Genomic DNA, 18,207 nt, shown 5'->3' with positions numbered 1-18,207 from the left:
CTAAAACTATGTGTTCATATAAGAGATAACAATCAAGAATGAGTGAAGTAGTCTTTTTATTGAGTAAAAAGGAAATATTGCTTTTTATGTTTCAAGAAAATGTAAAAATTAAGAGCTTATCATCAGATTTTATTGACAAATACAGTCCATATTTTTGTCAAAAAAAAATTACAATTTAGAATCCAGCGCTAATTCCAGAGATTTTGTACGTTGTACTTTCCCATTTTCGGTACTTACAAATCGAGGAATAAAGTACATCTCTTTGGGAACTTCATACTTATTTAGGTTTTTTAAGTTATGAATACTCTCTTGTAAGGTTAAATATGCAATTTTATCATACTCTTTTTCTACTACCAATATTACTTTATCTCCTAAAACATTATCAGATACACTGGTAATAAAAAAACGATGTCCGATTATTAACTGAAGTTTTGTCTCTATTTCTTCTGGAAACAACTTTATCCCCCCACTATTAATTACATTATCATACCGCCCTTTCCACAAAAATTTTTTATATGTTTTTAGCACCACAACATCATTTGTAATAATAGTATCATCATTTAATAAAGGAGCTTTTATAAGTAAACAATTTCTATCATCAATATTTAATGTGATATTGGGTAATGCCTTAAAATAATGAACATCTTTTTTATCCACCTTCTTTGGATTAATTCTTCTAGCAGCAATATGAGAAACGGTTTCTGTCATTCCGTAAGTTTCATAAATTTTGGTTGTAATACCTTGAACCAATTGCTTTAGATTTTCTGAAACAGGCCCTCCACCTACAATTAGTTTTTTGATTAAGTGAAGTCTATTCAAAGAATTGTCTAATTGCAAAGGTACCATAGCACAAAAATCATATTGCTTATACACGGTGTCTAATGGATTGGTTTTAGGCGGTACCAAATCTATTTTCCATCCTAAAACCATTGCTCTTACCAACATCATTTTACCAGCTATATAGTTTGCTGATAAACATAACAATGCTGTTGTTTTTTCTTCTGATTTAAAAAATTTACCAGTTGCTATGGCACTATTGATCATATGCTCCTTAAATACTTTTATTTTTTTAGGTTTCCCAGTAGAGCCAGATGTTTGTACAACTATATGATCTTTTTCACTTAACCAATCCAATAGAAATACTCCTACTTCTTGCTCATATACTTCTCCTTCTTTAATAAAACCAGACGCAAGATGTTTTAGCCCGCCTTTATCCAACGTTTTTTTATTTATAGAGAAATTTTTATGAATCATAGATATAGAAACGTATTTTTAGTTTACATATTCAAATTTCCATTTTCTGGAATATTCTCAGGTTATGAATACGTAAAGAGTATGTTATTCTTTTGTAACTTCTATAGAAACTGGTTCAGGAGCTATATTTCCAAAAAGTTTACCTTTCCAATCTGTCCACTTATACTTTTTTGCAAGAATAAAAATAAAAGCAGGAAAAATAATTAAAATTGGTATTAATATTTCATACCCTCCACTAGGGTCAGAAACATCTATTAAGATAGAATCAGTTTGCAATGCAGTCCAATCGGCAGTAACCAAGAGTACTGTTACTAAGTTATTTGCAGCATGAAAGCCAAGTGCTAACTCCATACCCTCATCCATCAAAGTAATAATCCCTAAAAACAATCCTGTACCGATGTAATAAACCATAAGAATTGGTCCTAATTTTTCTACCTCTGGATTAGCAGCATGCATTACACCAAAAAGAACAGAAGTGATAATTAAAGGAGCCCACTTATTTTTTAAAGATAATCCCAAACCTTGCATTAGGTATCCTCTAAACAAATATTCCTCAAAACTTGTTTGTAATGGGATAAATAGTATTGCTATAATAGAAAGGATTAAAAATGGAATGAGGTTAAAATTATATTGATATGCACCTGGATCTGCATAATAGGTTATCAATGTTGAAATCACAATAAAACCTCCCATTAGAAAAAACACAAAAAACACACGACTCCAGTCTATCTTTTTTCTGCTAGTTGTCAATGATACAAGACTTTGTTGATGTACAAATCGAACCCAAAAAAGCAAACCTCCCAGAAAAAATGCAAACGGTAGCAATAATTGAAGAAACAACCCATTCTTACCAATAGATTCTATTTGTTGTCTCATCACTTCTTCTGTATCCATATTAAGCATTTTGGTTGCTAAATAATTGACAGCCATTAATCCTATAAATCCTAAAGGAATAGGAATATATTTCCACATTCCTAATTTTCCTTTTCTTCCTTGAGTAATATACATGTATAAGTAAGTTTTTTTATTAAGTTAAGTAGTTTACTTCCCATTTTTTTTGTGAGTCATAAGTCAATGTTCCTTGACTAACAACTAATGGGGATTCAAAATTATTGGTATACAATGCTCCTGTACCCAATCCTTGCGGCATTTTATTTTGTAATGTATAAGTGAATTGTGCTATCGCATTCAAGCCTATATTACTCTCTAACGCGCTGGTAATCCACCAACCTATATTCATAGATGATGCAATATCTATCCATTCTTTGGTTCCTTTAAGCCCTCCTATGAGGCTTGGTTTTAAAATAATGTATTGTGGCCGTATGGTATCTAAAAGTTTCTTCTTATCCTCTAGATCAAAAACTCCTATCAATTCTTCATCCAAGGCAATTGGTAGTGATGTCTTTTTACACAACAATTTCATTTCATTATGCTGATGTTGTCGTATTGGCTGTTCTATACTATGCAATTGATAATTAGATAACAGTTTTAGTTTATCTAATGCTTCACTGGGTGCAAATGCTCCATTTGCATCTACTCTTAATTCAATTGTATCAGAAGAAAACTGTGATCGTATATAGGCTAACAAATCTAATTCTGTATCAAAATCAATTGCCCCAATTTTCATTTTTATACAATTAAACCCAGCTTTTAGTTTATCCTCAATTTGTTGCTTCATGAATTCTTTTTCTCCCATCCATATAAGCCCATTAATCAATATAGAGGCTTTTCCCTGAGTAAATTCTGAAGGAAATAATACAAAAGGGGATTCACTTTCTAATGACTTAAATGCCATCTCTACACCAAACTGAATACTAGGAAACTCTATAAGCTCTCGCCATAACCTATCAACACCTAAATGTATATTCTCACAAACCCACTTTAATTTATCCTCATAATCGGGTCGATCATCAATACTTAATGTTCTTAAAATTCCACATTCACCAATTCCTTCTTTCCCTTTATCATTAATTACAATAAACCAGGTTTCTTTAGTTTTTAGTACTCCTCTAGATGTACCGCTTGGTCTTTTGAATTGAAGAATATATTTATAATATCTGGCATTCATTATAACGTTATACTTTCTTCAATATTCAATAATATCAATTCTTTATTTTTTTCAGCAAAGCTTTGTTTTGCTACATTATGATCTATTTCTATATAACCAAAAGTATCATAATGCACTCCTAATATTTTATCACATTCGATAAAATCACTTGCAATTACAGCATCTTCAATTCCCATTGTAAAATTATCTCCAATAGGTAATATTGCTAAATCCAACGTATATCTTAATGGGATTAACTTCATATCCATTGTCAATGCAGTATCACCAGCTATATAAATAGATTTTTCTGTGCTTTCTATAATAAACCCTCCTGGTTGCCCTCCATAAGTACCATCAGCAAAACTACTGGTATGAATTGCATTTACATATTTTACTTTTCCAAAATTAAAATTCCATGCTCCCCCATGATTCATTGGGTGTACTTCTATACCAAGATTTTGGTAATATGTTGCTATCTCATGATTAGAAACAATAATCGCTTTATTATTTTTTGCAATAGCTTCTGCATCAAGAACGTGATCTTGATGCGCATGTGTAAGTAGGATATAATCCGCTTTTATATCATTTATATCTATTTTATCTTTTGACAATGGATTTCCTGAAATAAATGGATCTATCAAAACATTTGTTTCATTAATTGTTATTAATAAAGTATTGTGCCCGTAAAACGTAATTTTCATGTGTTCTCTATAAAAGTTAGTTTCATTAATTAGATAATGAGACTAGTTATTTTAATAATAAAATACTATCATAGCTTATGATAGCAGATTTGCACTAAATTAAAAAATCTGCCCCAGACTAAATAAAATAGATAATAAAAATGTTGTTAAAGCTATCTTTTTAAGTTCTGGGTCTAATAATTTAGGTACATTAGTCCCTACCACCTTTTTTATATGAATCAATAAAGGTATAAATGCTATTAAGAATAATAAATCTATATTGTTTTGATAGGTATAATAAAGGTAAATTAACATAGATAACATAGCAACCACTAATAAAGTATAATGGTATTTTCTTGCATGTGCAATCCCTAATTTTACAACTAGCGTATTTTTTCCTGCTTTCTTATCTCCTTGATAATCCCGCATATTATTTAAGTTAAGCACAGCTGTACTTAACACCCCAATAGTTATTGCTGGTAAAAACACATAAAAATTCAACTCTTTAGTAAACAAAAAGTAACATCCCACAACACTTACAAGTCCAAAAAAAACAAATACAAAAACGTCTCCTAACCCTCTATATCCATATGCAGAACTACCCATCGTATATTTTACTGCCGCTATTATTGCACCAATACCTAATCCAAAAAATAATACAGAATAAAAAAAGTTCTCCTTTCCAAAGGATACATATATAAGTGTAATTGCAAAAACTAGTGTTACAATAGCAGTAAAAATAATTCCTTTATACATTTCTTGCTTTGATATTGCTCCACTCTGTAAAGCTCTTTTTGGCCCTACCCTATCTTCATTATCAGTTCCTTTCACTCCATCTCCATAATCATTAGCAAAATTTGATAAAATTTGCAATCCTAATGTAGTAGCAATAGCCAACCAAAAAATAGAGCTTCCTAAAAAATCTTGAAACCCCAAAGCCGAACCAACTATAATTCCTGAAATCGATAACGGTAATGTTCTTAATCTAGCTGCAGAGATCCAAGCCTTAATTTTGATCATTTTTATAGTTTTGCCTTCAAAGGAACAGTATTTTTATAAAAAAATAAAAATTAATTCTATCAATTCTTTATATAATTATAATTAGCATATCGTTCTTACTTAAGTAAACTGTGGTTATTTTTTTGAATTTCATAAACGTTACTTCTCTTATTTCTGAGAGAGATTTTATAGTTTAGCATTTTAAATCCCTAAGTATATATGAATACAAGTATGCGAATAATTCTTTTTTTTCTTTTTAGCCTTATTATAGGGTGTAAAAGTGATTCAGAAAAACCAAAAAGCAATCCACCTCAATCTAATGATACAAATAGTACCAATAAGCAAGTATCAAAAGAACTCCCTTTTGTCTGGGAAGGTGCCAATGTATATTTTTTACTTACCGATAGGTTTAACAACGGAAATTCTAATAATGACAAAGAATTAGGTCGAACAAAAAAAACAAGTAAGTTAAGAGGGTTTGAAGGAGGTGATATAAAAGGAATCATACAAAAGATTGAAGATGGATACTTTAAAGAACTAGGTATTAATGCCATTTGGATTACTCCTGTAGTAGAACAAATACATGGAAGCATAAATGAAGGAACAGGAAACACATATGGTTTTCATGGATATTGGGCAAAAGACTGGACTAATATTGATCCTAATTATGGAACTTATGACGAATTAAAACAACTTGTAGACATTGCCCACAATAATGGTATAAGAATACTCATGGATGTTGTGATGAATCATACAGGCCCAGTAACAAAAGAAGACCCAGTATGGCCTGATAGTTGGGTACGTACTTCTCCTCATTGTACATATAAAGACTATGAAACCACTATTAACTGTACTTTAGTAAAGAATTTGCCTGATATCAAAACAGAGAGTAATGAAAATGTAAAGCTTCCTCAACTATTAATTGATAAATGGAAAGCTGAAGGTAGATTAGAAAAAGAGTTAGCAGAAATTGATACTTTCTTTAATAACACAAAATTAAAAAGATCTCCAAAAAACTATATCATAAAATGGCTAACAGACTATGTTAGAGAATTGGGAATAGATGGATATAGAGTAGATACTGTAAAACATGTAGAAGAAGAAGCTTGGAGTATTCTCACTGAACAAGCTAGATTAGCTTTTAAAGAATGGAAATCAAATAATCCTGAAAAAGTACTTGACGATAATGAATTCTATGTTCTAGGTGAATTATATGGATATGGTATTGATGGCAAAAGATACTATGATTTTGGCGATCGTAAAGTTGATTATTTTGCCAGAGGGTTTGATAATATGATCAATTTTCAGTTTAAATATGATGCAGCAAAACTATCGTATGAAGAACTATTCAGCAAATACAGCAAAACATTATACACAAGCCTTATTGGTAAAAGTATCATGAATTATATAAGTTCTCATGATGATGATAAACCTTTTGATAAAAATAGAAGTAACACTTATGAATCTGCTACCAAATTATTGCTAACACCTGGAGTATCACAAATATATTATGGTGATGAATTGGCTAGACCCCTTATAATTGAAGGAACTGAAGGAGATGCAACACTCAGATCAAATATGAACTGGGAAGGTATAAAAGAAGAAAAGACAAAATTATTATTGGGTCATTGGCAGAAATTAGGGGTTTTCAGGAAAAATCACCCTTCTATAGGTGCTGGGAAACACAAAATGATTTCAAAAAAACCTTATGTATTTTCAAGGAAATATAATATCAATGGAGTTTCAGATAAAGTAGTAATTGGACTAGACCTTGCTAAAGGAGAGAAAACAATTAAAATTGATTCCATTTTTCCTGAAGGAACTATATTAATTGATCAATATTCGGGCAAAAAAGTCAAAGTTGTCAATAACTCAGTAATAATTAATTCTAATTATGAAATTGCTCTTTTAGAGCAAGAAAAATAAAAAAACTCACTTTATTTCCAAAAAAACAAAAACACAAAACACTTGAATACAACCAGTTAAACTCAAAAAAAGATATAAAGCATCTATTTTAGAAATGGTCTAAGAAGAACTTACCTCCTTAGGATTAAGGAGGTAAGTGTTGGGGAAAACAAAAAAAGTAAGGGAAAAATTGTAATTGGAATACCTGTCAAAGATAAAGAGGTTTGTCTCAAACTAGGTTACGGTTTTACCTCAAACTTTAGCTGGAATAATATTACAAAAGCCACAAAACACATTTAATTAATTGATAATCAGTATTTTACATTAAAAATCAAAATAATGTTAAATTATACTAAATAAAATAAAACTAATATTTCTACAAATAAATCCTTTGAATTGATTCTCCATAAAGCAGGAAAAATTTAAATTTGCAATCGTTAGTAGTTAATCATCCACATAATTTTACCCATTTGGAAAATAAAAAAGCAATCAAGTTAATTGATAAAATTCTGGAAGATCTTGATAAAACAGGTATTAATACAGATACACTGATAGAAGATCTTAAAAATTTAAGAACGTATGCTTTAGAACAGCAAGTTCCACTCGTAGTAAAAGTCCTTAGATTTACCTATGAACATATAGAACAAAACAATTCGTTTCTCATACCAATTCCAGATGATGAACCTATAGAAGAAGGTGCAGAAGTAGCCAATCAGACAACTGTAGATCCTGTAGAGAGTCTTAAATACTTGGTTTCGCTTACAAAAAGTCTAAATAATAGAATGAATATATCTGACCTAAAAGAATACAGAGATGCATTGATGGAGTATTAAATCATTCATCGTCTAAGTAACTATTTTTATAGAAGCGCGTTCTCAAATGGAATTGCGCTTTATTTTTTGCTTATTACTTCCTTTCTCTAATTAATTAGAAAAAATATTATAAACATAAAAAAGTTCCAAAATTTTGGAACTTTTTTACATCGTTTATTTTTACCTATATAAGGTTATCGTCTTGCATCATAGATTCTAAACCGAACTCCTACCCTTGCATATACATCAAAAAACTTACTATTGGTATCAGTAATATTATCAACAAAATCATTCATAACTCCTACTTCTGCGATGACATCAAACATCTCTCCAATCATTTGAGAAAATCCTACACCATATACCCCACCAATAATTAGTTTCTCATAAGCTTCATCTTCTAATTCGATTCCGTTTATTTCAAAATTTGTATTTACTCTAAAAGAAGGCCCTACATTAATAAAACCACGAAACCTGTCTTTACCATCTCCCGTTAAGTATCTAAATTTTGGATTAAAACCAACTTGAAGGGTTTTTGCATCCCCTTGCCCTTCTATCTCACTATTACGTTGTAAAAGGTCTAAAGAAAATACAATACTAGTTCTGGCTCTCACCCCCATTACATATCCATATCCAGCATTAACATAAAAGCCAGCTCCTCCAGTAGTTTCTGTATTATCAAGATTTAATTTAGAAAAAGTACCTCCCGCAGAAACTTCCCAACGATATTGACCATAAGAAGTAATAGAGATTACTGTAAATAAAACAAAGATTGCTATTTTTTTTGTCATTTTTTATTTTTTTGATTTGAGGTTGTTTTGCAACGAAAATACTAAAATTTAAAAAATGACCATAAAAAAACCTGCTTTAAGGCAGGTTTTTATACTATAAGTTATATTAAACCTTCTTATTTATGTAGAAAAGCTTGTTTCTGTAATAAGAAATCATCGCTTTCCTCTATATCTTCATCTGGAACACAACAATCCACAGGGCATACAGCTGCACATTGTGGCTCTTCATGAAAACCTTTACATTCAGTACATTTATCAGCGACGATAAAATATATCTCATCACTTACTGGCTCTTGTGCCTCATCGGCATTCACATTTTTTCCACCAGGCAGGACAACATCTCCTTCAAGATCTGTTCCATCAGCATACCTCCAGTCATCTGCACCTTCATAAATTGCAGTATTTGGGCATTCTGGCTCACAAGCACCACAGTTTATACATTCATCTGTTATTATAATTGCCATAGCTCTTTTTTATTCTAAATTTGTAGCACAAAAATAACTCGTAAACTAGTGATAAACAAATAAGAGATGTTATTAAATGACCGTATCAAAGCTTTTTCTGAATTAGGAAAGTTCTTAAATCAATTCAAAAACACTGGTTATGAGAAAGTTAGCCATATCCTTGCAAATGATGATTTTTTTGACAAGATGACAAATAAGATTACTTCTGCAGTACACCATAATGGATGGTTTACAGAAGAAAATGTTATTTTCTCTATTCAACAATGGAGTAATGCACTTACTCAAAACAACTTAACAGAATGGTTATCTTCTTATACTATAAAAGAAGTAAAACCAAAAACTGTAGGTATTATCATGGCAGGAAATATACCATTAGTTGGTTTTCATGATTTTCTTTGTGTATTGATTTCTGGACACCATGTAATTGTAAAACAATCTTCTAATGACAATCAATTACTACCTTTTCTTGCTTCTTATCTAATTGCTATTGAACCTAGGTTTGAGCAATCAATAACCTTTTCCTCTGATAAATTTAAAAATTTTGATGCTATTATTGCTACAGGAAGTAATAATACTGCACGTTATTTTGAATATTATTTTGGTAAAGTTCCTAATATCATTCGCAAGAACAGAAACTCTATTGCAATTCTTACAGGAAACGAAAGTAAAGAACAATTAAATGCTCTAGGGGAAGATATTTTTAGATATTATGGTTTAGGTTGCAGAAGTGTATCCAAAATAATGGTTCCAACAGACTATAATTTTGATTCTTTTTTTGAAGCTATATATTCCTATCATGATATTATTAACAGCGCAAAATATGCTAATAATTATGATTATAACAAAGCTGTATATCTTATGAGTAATTATAAGTTATTAGAAAACGGTTTTCTAATGCTAAAAGAAGATACAAGTTATGCATCTCCCATTGCCACACTATTTTATGAAACGTATGATTCAATAGATGTATTGAATCAAAAAATACAAAGTGATAAAGATAAGATACAATGTATTGTAGGTCCAGCCTTGTCCTCAGAAAATATTGAATTCGGACAAACTCAGCAACCGAGTCTTTCAGATTATGCAGATGGTATCGATATAATTCAATTTTTAGCAAAAATTAATTAAATAATTTATCATTTTGATAACGAATATGTATCATATTATTAGCACCTTTGTCTTGTTTTCTCTAACGCTGTTTTAAAGTAAAGAAAAGACAATAAAACCATTCTATTTAACAACAATAAAACTACTGATGAAACTGACACAATTAAATTAATCATTGTATAAAATAATATTGGATACATGATTATAATTGTCAAAGATTCCATGTGGTTATTAAAAACAACAAACATTATCACATGAAAAAGCACAATTTTAGCGCTGGTCCTTGTATTTTACCACAAGAAGTATTTAAAGAAGCATCACAAGCAGTGTTAGATTTTAATAACTCGGGGCTTTCTATTCTAGAAATATCACATCGTAGCAAAGATTTTGTTGATGTTATGGAGGAAGCTCGTAGTCTCGCTCTAGAATTATTAGGCCTAGAAGGTAAAGGATACAAAGCTTTATTTCTTCAAGGTGGAGCCAGTACTCAGTTTTTAATGACAGCTTATAATTTATTACAAACAAAAGCAGGCTATCTCAATACTGGAGCTTGGAGTGATAAAGCTCTTAAAGAAGCTAAATTTTTTGGAGAAATTATAGAAGTAGCTTCATCAAAGGATTCCAATTTTAATTTTATCCCTAAAGGGTTTGATATACCTAATGATCTAGATTATTTACACCTTACCAGTAATAATACTATCTACGGTACACAATTAAAAGAATTTCCTTCTACTAATGTTCCTCTTGTATGTGATATGAGTAGTGATATATTCTCAAGACAATTAGATTTTTCTAAATTTAGTATAATCTATGCGGGTGCACAGAAAAATATGGGTCCTGCAGGAGCTACTTTGGTTATAGTCAAAGAGGATATTTTTGGTGAAATAGAAAGACAAATCCCATCAATGCTGGATTATCAAGTGCATATAAGTAAAGGAAGTATGTTTAACACTCCTCCTGTATATTCTGTTTATGTTTCTATGCTTACCATGAGATGGCTTAAGAAACTAGGTGGTATTGCTGCTATAGAAGAATTAAATGAAAAAAAATCAAAATTAATTTATTCTGAAATTGACCTCAATCCTCTTTTTAAAGGATTCGCTTCCAAGGAAGATAGATCAAATATGAATGCAACTTTTACACTGGCAAATGAAGATCTAAAAGAAACTTTTGACGCTATGTGGAACGAAGCTGGTATCAATGGAATTAATGGCCATAGAAGTATTGGAGGGTATAGAGCCAGTATGTATAACGCAATGACTCTAGAAAGCGTAGCTACACTTGTTGACATAATGGGTGACCTAGAACGAAAAGCATAACCAATATAGATGTAAAACTAAAAACTTAAGATTTATAATAATGAAAGTATTAGCAAACGACGGGGTATCTCAAAGTGGTATTGAAGCTTTAGAAAAAAAAGGATTCAAAGTTTTGACAACAACTGTAGCTCAAGATCAATTAGTTAATTATATTAACGAAAACGAAATTACTGTATTACTGGTTCGTAGTGCCACCAAAGTAAGAACAGATATTATTGACAATTGTCCTTCTCTCAAAATTATTGGTCGTGGTGGTGTAGGAATGGATAATATAGATGTGGCGTATGCTCGTGAAAAAGGATTACATGTTATAAATACTCCTGCAGCTTCTTCTGGTTCTGTTGCCGAATTAGTTTTTGCTCATTTATACGGAAGCGTACGATTTTTACATGATTCTAATCGTAATATGCCTCTGGAAGGTGATAGTAAATTCAAAAATCTTAAAAAGGCTTATGGTTCTGGTATAGAACTTAGAGGTAAAACTCTTGGAGTTATTGGTATTGGACGTATTGGTCAGGCAACAGCAAGAATAGCAATCGGAGTAGGTATGAATGTTATTGCGTATGATCCATTTATTGATGAGATAGAAATCCCTATTGACTTTTTTGATGGGCAATCTTTGAATTTCAAAATTAAAACAGTTTCTAAAGAAGAAGTACTTAAAAATTCAGACTTTTTTACACTGCATGTACCTGCACAAAAAGAGTACGTTATCGGAAAACCTGAAATTGAGCAGATGAAAGATGGTGCTGGAATCATTAATGCTGCAAGAGGTGGTGTAATTGATGAAGTAGCATTGGTAGATGCTTTAGAAAAAGGAAAACTTGGTTTTGCAGGACTTGATGTATTTGAAAATGAACCTAATCCAGCAATCAAGGTATTAATGAATAGCAAAATATCTTTGACACCACATATTGGTGCAGCCACAGGTGAAGCTCAAGATCGTATCGGTCAAGAACTAGCAGATCAAATTATAGATATTCTGAATTAATTATAAAAACTAACTGTATAGTAAAACGTCATCTCCATTACGGAAATGACGTTTTTTTATACTTTTTACCTTATAAAATTGCATTTCATCCTATTTTAATCAAAATAAAATGACTTCAAATTCTGAATTTTAATATTAAAAATGTAAATTTAAATTCATTAAAAAAAATATATTTTACTATGTCAGGAATTTTAGAACTTTTGAATAGCCCAGTAGGTAAGCAGATTATCAATGGTGTAAGTTCACAAACAGGACAATCTGAGGATAAAACTGGAAGTTTATTAAGTATGGCTATGCCTGTATTAATGGGAGCAATGCAAAAAAATGCAGCAACTCCAGAAGGAGCTTCAGGCTTATTAGGAGCTATTACTGGTAAACATAGCGGAGGAATATTGGATAACCTAGGAGGTTTGTTCGAAGGTGGTGTTGACCAAAGTGTTACTAATGATGGTGCTGGTATTCTTGGTCACATCTTAGGAGGTAAACAACCTGCTGTAGAAAATGCACTAAGTCAAAAATCTGGTATCGATGCTGGTTCTGTTGCTCAAATATTAAAAGTAGCTGCCCCTATTCTTATGGGAGTTCTTGGTAAACAAGCACAGCAAAACAATGTAACAGATACCAATGGATTAACCAGTCTACTTGGAAACCTTTCTGGTGGAGCTAGAGGATCGCAACAACAATCATTGATAGAATCTTTTCTAGATGCAGATGGTGATGGAAGTATCCTTGATGATGTTGCTGGTATGTTGTTAAGTAATAGTGGAGGCAAAAAAGGTGGATTAGGAGGACTCCTCGGAGGACTTTTTGGAAAATAATCTATTTTTTCTGATTTAAAATTAGAAATCACATAAAATCAGGGCTTACAGAAGTATTAAAACTTTAGTAAGCCTTTTTTGCACTCTTCTTATCCATTTTTGTTATGAGAAAACTATTGTTTTTAGTATTATTTACTTCTTCTATTCATGCTATTTCACAAATTGATGCAAATGCACTATTAGTACTCCCAAGAGCTACTACAGCAGATATTAATAGTATATCAACTATAACAATACAAGAAGGAGCATTGATATTTGATACTGATAAAAAAAAGGTTTTTGAATTTAATGGTACAGAATGGAAAGAATTATTAACTCCTCCTTCTGTATTTCCTAAAACAGGAAATTATACACTTACAGAGAACGATAACGGAAATATTTTAACATTTGATAGTATAACAGATATTACATTAACTATTCCTAATGGTCTTCCTATAGGTTATAATATTAGTATTTATCAAATTGGAAATGGAAAAATAACTATATCTGGAGCAGGAGGTGTTACTATTAAAAATAGGCTACTTAGATTTAAAACTGCTGGATTAGATGCAGGAGCAGGAATTGTAAGCACTAGTACAAACGTTTTTCATGTTACAGGAGATTTAAAAAGAAATTAATTGATATGACAAGAGTTTTATTTTTTATATGCCTTCTCTTTTCAGTCTTTTGTCATAGTCAGATTGGTCAATACAACCACTTCCCTACTATTAGGCCTTCTCATATTCTTGATGAAAAATTAAACAATATTAGTTTTGCCTATTCTTTGCGTGTATTAGAATCCGACTACAACGGCCCATTGATCCGGCTAAGAAGAGATAGTGACAATATGGAACAAGATTTTGGATGGGCAGACAATGACATAGTAGATGTTGAAGCAATTAATACCTGGCGAGGCGGTGCAAATGTATTTATCGTTATTTGGTATGATCAAAGTGGATTGGGTAGAAATGCTATTCAAAACACAAATGCTTTTCAACCTCGATTTATTACAAACCCAGTAAGGCCCTATTTTTTTGGCGATGGTATCAATGACAGATTAGATATCAATACTAGTATACAACTATTGACCAATGCAGGAGTTAACGGAACTATACTTACTGTACTATATTCTACTTCTAATAATCAATTTTCTTTTGGTACCCGACGAGCTGGAGTAAGTAGAGACAGGTGGTCTATTCATATTAACTGGACCAATAACAGAGTTTATTTTGACTCTGGTATTTGCTGTAGCAATCCTGTACGACATGCATCTAATACTAATAATCAATGGCAACAATTTTCATTTATTCGTGCAAATATTGCCCAAACGATAAGGCGATCAGGAACTGTACTCAGAACTGGTAATTATACGCTGGGTCGTTGTACTGCTACCAATGGTGCTGGAATTCTCTATTCAAATGGATACAATCAAGAATTTGCTACAAATCGATTTACAGAATTAATTATGTACCGTATGGATATAAATCTCACAGAGATTCAAGAAATCGAAGAAAGTCAAATCAATTTTTGGAATTTATAATCACCTAGCCACATAATTTACTTCCATTACTAGATTTTATAATTTCTACAACATAATCCCATTCTTTTTTTAAATAATTTTGTAAAATCGATTTTGCATAATACTTGTAAATCGCTCCGAGAATAAATAATTTAACAATACTAATTAAAAAGATGAAAATTAAAAATACTTTAATAATCATATTTATGACGCTAGGGGTTTTAGCATGTAGTACAGATGATATAGAAATAGAAAGTACTAATAACTATACTACTGGAGGAATAGGTACCGCCTTTGATAAAGGAGCTATTGAATTTAATTTTAATGTTCCAAACTATTACGACTTAGCAAATGTTCGTGTAGTTTTACACGATAAGAATAATTCTGAAAGACAAGTAGGTGGACTAGGTAAAAAACAAATAAGATTTTCAAACATATCACCTGGAGATTATGATTATACACTTGAGTTTTGGTCTTATAATAATAATGACGATGCTTTTGTTCAATACAGTTTTGTAAACGGTAATTTAGTCAATGTAAATTCTGGCAGTACTCATAATTACAGAAACATATTCTCTAACTCCTTTTCTATAAATAAGACAATGACTGTTCGTGGTAATCAAACTTTACGTATTGAAATAGACTTGAATTAACCTAAGTAATTAATAATAAATTAGAAAGTAATTCCAGTGTATATATTAACAAATTAAAAGCAAGAAATACAATTAAAAAAGTTTCTATTCAGAAGTATTAGTTTCCTTTTTTGACATTTATATATCCGAATATCAATCATTAAAACCTAAGAAATACTTTTAATAGTATTCTATTTGATTTTAAAAACGATATATCACAACAAATGAAAAATTTAATATACATATTATTTATAGGCATAGTATTCTATAGTTGTACTACTACAAAAAATAGAAATATACATACAACTTCTAGAAACACTAAATCTGATACAATAAGAATTGCTAATGATAGCTTAGAATATGAAATTCTAATAATAGAACCTGGATTTAATTCTTGGATAGTCACACAAAGGCCAAGAGGCTTTTATTCTGAACGCTTTTTAGAAACCAGAAATAATTTATATGTTACTCAATATAATCAAAGAGTATTACAACCTTTACGTTTTGATCCTAACCTATATGTTCAGCAAATAAACTATGATTCTTTTACGCATTATGGATACGAAGTAAATTATCTTCTCTATAATTATTTCTTGTATTTTGAACAGCGATATAAGCAACGTTTTATTGTCTCTAGAAGAGGTTCATTTTGATTTTAATCGTATTTTTGTACTATGCAAAAATTTAAGAAACGTTGGGAAATAAAATATAATTGGCAACTCATTTTTCCTATATTAGGCACTATAAGTCTATTATTTTCTTCATATTTAATCAGTAAATATATTCTGAACACGCTACCAATAAATCAAACAGATAGTATCTATATTGGAACACTATCTGCCTTGGTACTTTTTGTGTTTTTTTTACTTCTATTTATTACATTAAAACTTTTTAAAATTCTTGAAAAAAAATGGGCTATTACCTACCGATGGGAGCTTATTGCCATTTTTATAGGCTTTGCTATAACAGGTTCTACCTCGGCACGTATTTCTGATCCGATACTAACTCTTATAGGGCTAGCACGAGAAACCACAAATGGTTGGATTTATTGGCCATTAAGAATATTACTTATATTTCCAATATATCAAATATTATTACTTATCGTAGGCTGGCTTGTTGGTCAATTCAAGTTCTTCTGGGGTTTTGAGAAAAAAATGCTTAGCAGAATGGGGCTTGCTCGTTTTTTTAAAGATTAAGACACATCAATATCAATAATATCTTTTACTTTTTCTTTTTTGACAACATAAGTGTATACCCACATAATTGTAAATGTTGGTATTACATCTAATCCAGGTAATGCTTCTTCTACAAGTGTAAATACACCAGCAGCCTTTCCTACATTGCCCTTATACATTCTAGTCATCAACCAGCCAGCCAATGGTGCCCATATTACATCTCCAAACTCACCAACACCTGGAAATAAATAAGTTACCATTCCGAGTCCATCAAAAAGAATACTCAGTCCTAATTTTTTGTATTTGTCTTTTACCATAGTTAAATAGTTAAGGGGTTAATATACTATGATTAGAGCAAAGAGTATTCCAAAAATGTATTATGTTAAATCGGCAGTAATTAATCTCAAAAACTCTGATCTAGTTTCTATTTTTTCAAATTGCCCTCTAAAACCTGAGGTAGTAGTTACAGAATTCTGTTTTTGTACCCCTCTCATCATCATACACATATGAGAAGCTTCTATAACAACAGCAACTCCTTTTGGTTTTAGAGTTGTATTAATACATTCAAGAATATCATGAGTCAATCTCTCTTGTACCTGTAAACGTCTGGCAAATACATCTACAATTCTTGGTAATTTACTAAGCCCAACAATATGACCATTAGGAATATAAGCAATATGAGCTTTTCCAAAAAATGGTAACATATGATGTTCACATAATGAATATAACTCTATATCCTTTACAATTACCATATCATCATAATCCTCTTTAAACATCGCTCCTTTTAATATCTCGGTAGGGTCTTGATGATATCCTTGAGTAAGAAATTGCATCGCTTTTGCAGCACGTTCAGGTGTTTTCACAATACCTTCTCGTGTTGTATCTTCTCCCAAATCTTTTATAATTGACTCAAATTTTTCTTTTACTCCTTCAGTTACTTCTATATTATACTCTTCAAAATTCTTATACGGCATAGCAATTAATTCTGTATTTCTTTTTTCAATTTATTTTTAAAGGTACTATTTAATTTCTTAAGTTTTGGGTTGATCACAAATTGACAATACCCTTGATTACTATTTTGGTTATAGTAATCTTGATGATCTATTTCTGCCTTATAAAAAGCCTCGAATCTAGCCACCTGTGTAACAATTGGTTTATCAAAAATTTTCTCTTCTTCTAAAGTCTCAATAAATTCTTCCGCTATTTTTTGTTGTTGTTCATCTGTACAAAAAATAGCACTTCGATAATGAGTTCCACGATCTGCTCCTTGACGATTAAGTGTCGTAGGGTCATGAGTGGCAAAAAAAATCTCTAATAATTCTTTATAACTAATACGCCTAGCATCAAACTCTATTTTTACAGCCTCTGCATGACCTGTTCTTTCTGTAGTTACTTCTCTATAAGCAGGATTTTTAATAGTTCCTCCTGTAAATCCAGAAGTGACCACTTCAACCCCTTCTATTCTTTGAAAAACAGCTTCTGTACACCAGAAACAACCTCCAGCCAGTACAGCCACCTCTAACTTAGTATTCTCCATAACAACATATTAACATTTTTTAACAAAAATACCTATAAGAATAAGGTATTTTCCCTATTTTAACTTTTTATTAGCACGACATCTTACATTACAAGCATAGTTTTACAAATAATACAAAAAAGTAAGTTTTTTATTACATGTTTATGGTTATACAATTACGCAAAAAAAATTTTGTTACATT

Annotated in this window: 21 protein-coding genes; 11 read left to right on the top strand and 10 right to left on the bottom strand. The window is 30.9% G+C overall.

Annotated features, from left to right (window positions below; translation table 11 throughout):
- Positions 1 to 168 precede the first annotated feature (168 nt).
- The 5 genes from DG508_RS06230 to menA form a co-directional block, all read right to left on the bottom strand.
- Positions 169 to 1,254: an AMP-binding protein gene (locus DG508_RS06230; protein ID WP_108867300.1), complete on the bottom strand. Its 1,086-nt coding sequence runs from the start codon at positions 1,252 to 1,254 to the stop codon at positions 169 to 171.
- 84 nt (positions 1,255 to 1,338) lie between these two features.
- Entirely contained in the window at positions 1,339 to 2,262 is a 924-nt protein-coding gene (locus DG508_RS06225) for a CPBP family intramembrane glutamic endopeptidase (RefSeq protein ID WP_108867299.1), read from the bottom strand.
- 19 nt (positions 2,263 to 2,281) lie between these two features.
- Positions 2,282 to 3,322 carry an o-succinylbenzoate synthase gene (locus tag DG508_RS06220; RefSeq protein ID WP_108867298.1) on the bottom strand — a complete coding sequence of 347 codons (1,041 nt, stop codon included), beginning with the start codon at positions 3,320 to 3,322 and terminating at the stop codon, positions 2,282 to 2,284.
- Positions 3,322 to 4,002, bottom strand: coding sequence for a metal-dependent hydrolase (locus DG508_RS06215; RefSeq protein ID WP_103863942.1), 681 nt, complete (start codon positions 4,000 to 4,002; stop codon positions 3,322 to 3,324). Before DG508_RS06215 ends, DG508_RS06220 begins: the two co-directional genes overlap by 1 nt.
- A 99-nt stretch (positions 4,003 to 4,101) precedes the next feature.
- Entirely contained in the window at positions 4,102 to 5,001 is a 900-nt protein-coding gene (gene menA, locus DG508_RS06210; protein WP_108867297.1) for a 1,4-dihydroxy-2-naphthoate octaprenyltransferase, read from the bottom strand.
- Between the two features lie 210 nt (positions 5,002 to 5,211).
- Between menA and DG508_RS06205 the strand changes: the two genes are divergently transcribed.
- Together DG508_RS06205 and DG508_RS06200 are read left to right on the top strand one after the other, a co-directional pair.
- Complete coding sequence (locus DG508_RS06205; RefSeq protein ID WP_108867374.1) at positions 5,212 to 6,906, top strand: alpha-amylase family glycosyl hydrolase; 1,695 nt, start codon at positions 5,212 to 5,214, stop codon at positions 6,904 to 6,906.
- A gap of 449 nt (positions 6,907 to 7,355) precedes the next feature.
- Positions 7,356 to 7,718, top strand: coding sequence for a hypothetical protein (locus tag DG508_RS06200; RefSeq protein ID WP_108867296.1), 363 nt, complete (start codon positions 7,356 to 7,358; stop codon positions 7,716 to 7,718).
- 173 nt (positions 7,719 to 7,891) lie between these two features.
- On the opposite strand, the gene DG508_RS06195 is transcribed toward DG508_RS06200, so the two are convergent.
- Both DG508_RS06195 and DG508_RS06190 read right to left on the bottom strand, forming a co-directional pair.
- Positions 7,892 to 8,485: an outer membrane beta-barrel protein gene (locus tag DG508_RS06195; RefSeq protein ID WP_108867295.1), complete on the bottom strand. Its 594-nt coding sequence runs from the start codon at positions 8,483 to 8,485 to the stop codon at positions 7,892 to 7,894.
- 116 nt (positions 8,486 to 8,601) lie between these two features.
- Positions 8,602 to 8,949, bottom strand: a complete 348-nt coding sequence (locus DG508_RS06190) for a 4Fe-4S binding protein (protein ID WP_103863938.1) — start codon at positions 8,947 to 8,949, stop codon at positions 8,602 to 8,604.
- 66 nt (positions 8,950 to 9,015) lie between these two features.
- Here DG508_RS06190 and DG508_RS06185 point away from each other — a divergent pair, with 66 nt between their 5' ends.
- The 9 genes from DG508_RS06185 (at position 9,016) to DG508_RS06145 (ending at position 16,510) form a co-directional block, all read left to right on the top strand.
- Complete coding sequence (locus DG508_RS06185) at positions 9,016 to 10,077, top strand: acyl-CoA reductase (RefSeq protein WP_108867294.1); 1,062 nt, start codon at positions 9,016 to 9,018, stop codon at positions 10,075 to 10,077.
- A 233-nt stretch (positions 10,078 to 10,310) separates the two neighbouring features.
- Positions 10,311 to 11,375 (top strand): 3-phosphoserine/phosphohydroxythreonine transaminase, encoded by a 1,065-nt coding sequence (serC, locus tag DG508_RS06180; RefSeq protein ID WP_108867293.1) that lies wholly within the window; start codon positions 10,311 to 10,313, stop codon positions 11,373 to 11,375.
- Between the two features lie 40 nt (positions 11,376 to 11,415).
- A complete protein-coding gene (locus DG508_RS06175) occupies positions 11,416 to 12,366 on the top strand; it encodes a D-2-hydroxyacid dehydrogenase (RefSeq protein WP_108867292.1) in 951 nt (316 codons plus the stop codon).
- Positions 12,367 to 12,545: 179 nt separating this feature from the next.
- Positions 12,546 to 13,184 (top strand): DUF937 domain-containing protein, encoded by a 639-nt coding sequence (locus tag DG508_RS06170; protein WP_108867291.1) that lies wholly within the window; start codon positions 12,546 to 12,548, stop codon positions 13,182 to 13,184.
- A 104-nt stretch (positions 13,185 to 13,288) separates the two neighbouring features.
- The gene (locus DG508_RS06165; RefSeq protein WP_108867290.1) at positions 13,289 to 13,801 is read left to right on the top strand and encodes a hypothetical protein; all 513 of its coding nucleotides are present in this window, start codon (positions 13,289 to 13,291) and stop codon (positions 13,799 to 13,801) included.
- A 5-nt stretch (positions 13,802 to 13,806) separates the two neighbouring features.
- Entirely contained in the window at positions 13,807 to 14,703 is an 897-nt protein-coding gene (locus tag DG508_RS06160; RefSeq protein ID WP_108867289.1) for an arabinofuranosidase catalytic domain-containing protein, read from the top strand.
- Between the two features lie 185 nt (positions 14,704 to 14,888).
- The gene (locus DG508_RS06155) at positions 14,889 to 15,335 is read left to right on the top strand and encodes a hypothetical protein (RefSeq protein WP_159090711.1); all 447 of its coding nucleotides are present in this window, start codon (positions 14,889 to 14,891) and stop codon (positions 15,333 to 15,335) included.
- Positions 15,336 to 15,538: 203 nt separating this feature from the next.
- Positions 15,539 to 15,967, top strand: a complete 429-nt coding sequence (locus tag DG508_RS06150; protein ID WP_108867287.1) for a DUF6146 family protein — start codon at positions 15,539 to 15,541, stop codon at positions 15,965 to 15,967.
- 21 nt (positions 15,968 to 15,988) lie between these two features.
- Positions 15,989 to 16,510, top strand: coding sequence for a DUF6787 family protein (locus DG508_RS06145; RefSeq protein ID WP_108867286.1), 522 nt, complete (start codon positions 15,989 to 15,991; stop codon positions 16,508 to 16,510).
- Here DG508_RS06145 and DG508_RS06140 read toward each other — a convergent pair.
- Genes DG508_RS06140 through msrA form a run of 3 tightly spaced genes read right to left on the bottom strand, consistent with a single transcriptional unit; the run spans position 16,507 to position 18,026 of the window.
- Positions 16,507 to 16,806: a hypothetical protein gene (locus tag DG508_RS06140; protein ID WP_108867285.1), complete on the bottom strand. Its 300-nt coding sequence runs from the start codon at positions 16,804 to 16,806 to the stop codon at positions 16,507 to 16,509. The genes DG508_RS06145 and DG508_RS06140 overlap by 4 nt on opposite strands.
- A 60-nt stretch (positions 16,807 to 16,866) precedes the next feature.
- A complete protein-coding gene (folE, locus tag DG508_RS06135) occupies positions 16,867 to 17,463 on the bottom strand; it encodes a GTP cyclohydrolase I FolE (protein ID WP_108867284.1) in 597 nt (198 codons plus the stop codon).
- Between the two features lie 5 nt (positions 17,464 to 17,468).
- Positions 17,469 to 18,026: a peptide-methionine (S)-S-oxide reductase MsrA gene (gene msrA, locus DG508_RS06130; RefSeq protein WP_108867283.1), complete on the bottom strand. Its 558-nt coding sequence runs from the start codon at positions 18,024 to 18,026 to the stop codon at positions 17,469 to 17,471.
- Between the last annotated feature and the right edge of the window lie 181 nt (positions 18,027 to 18,207).

The organism is Aquimarina aquimarini (genome assembly GCF_900299535.1).
GTDB lineage: Bacteria > Bacteroidota > Bacteroidia > Flavobacteriales > Flavobacteriaceae > Aquimarina > Aquimarina aquimarini.
This window is presented reverse-complemented; position numbering and strand designations above follow the sequence as displayed.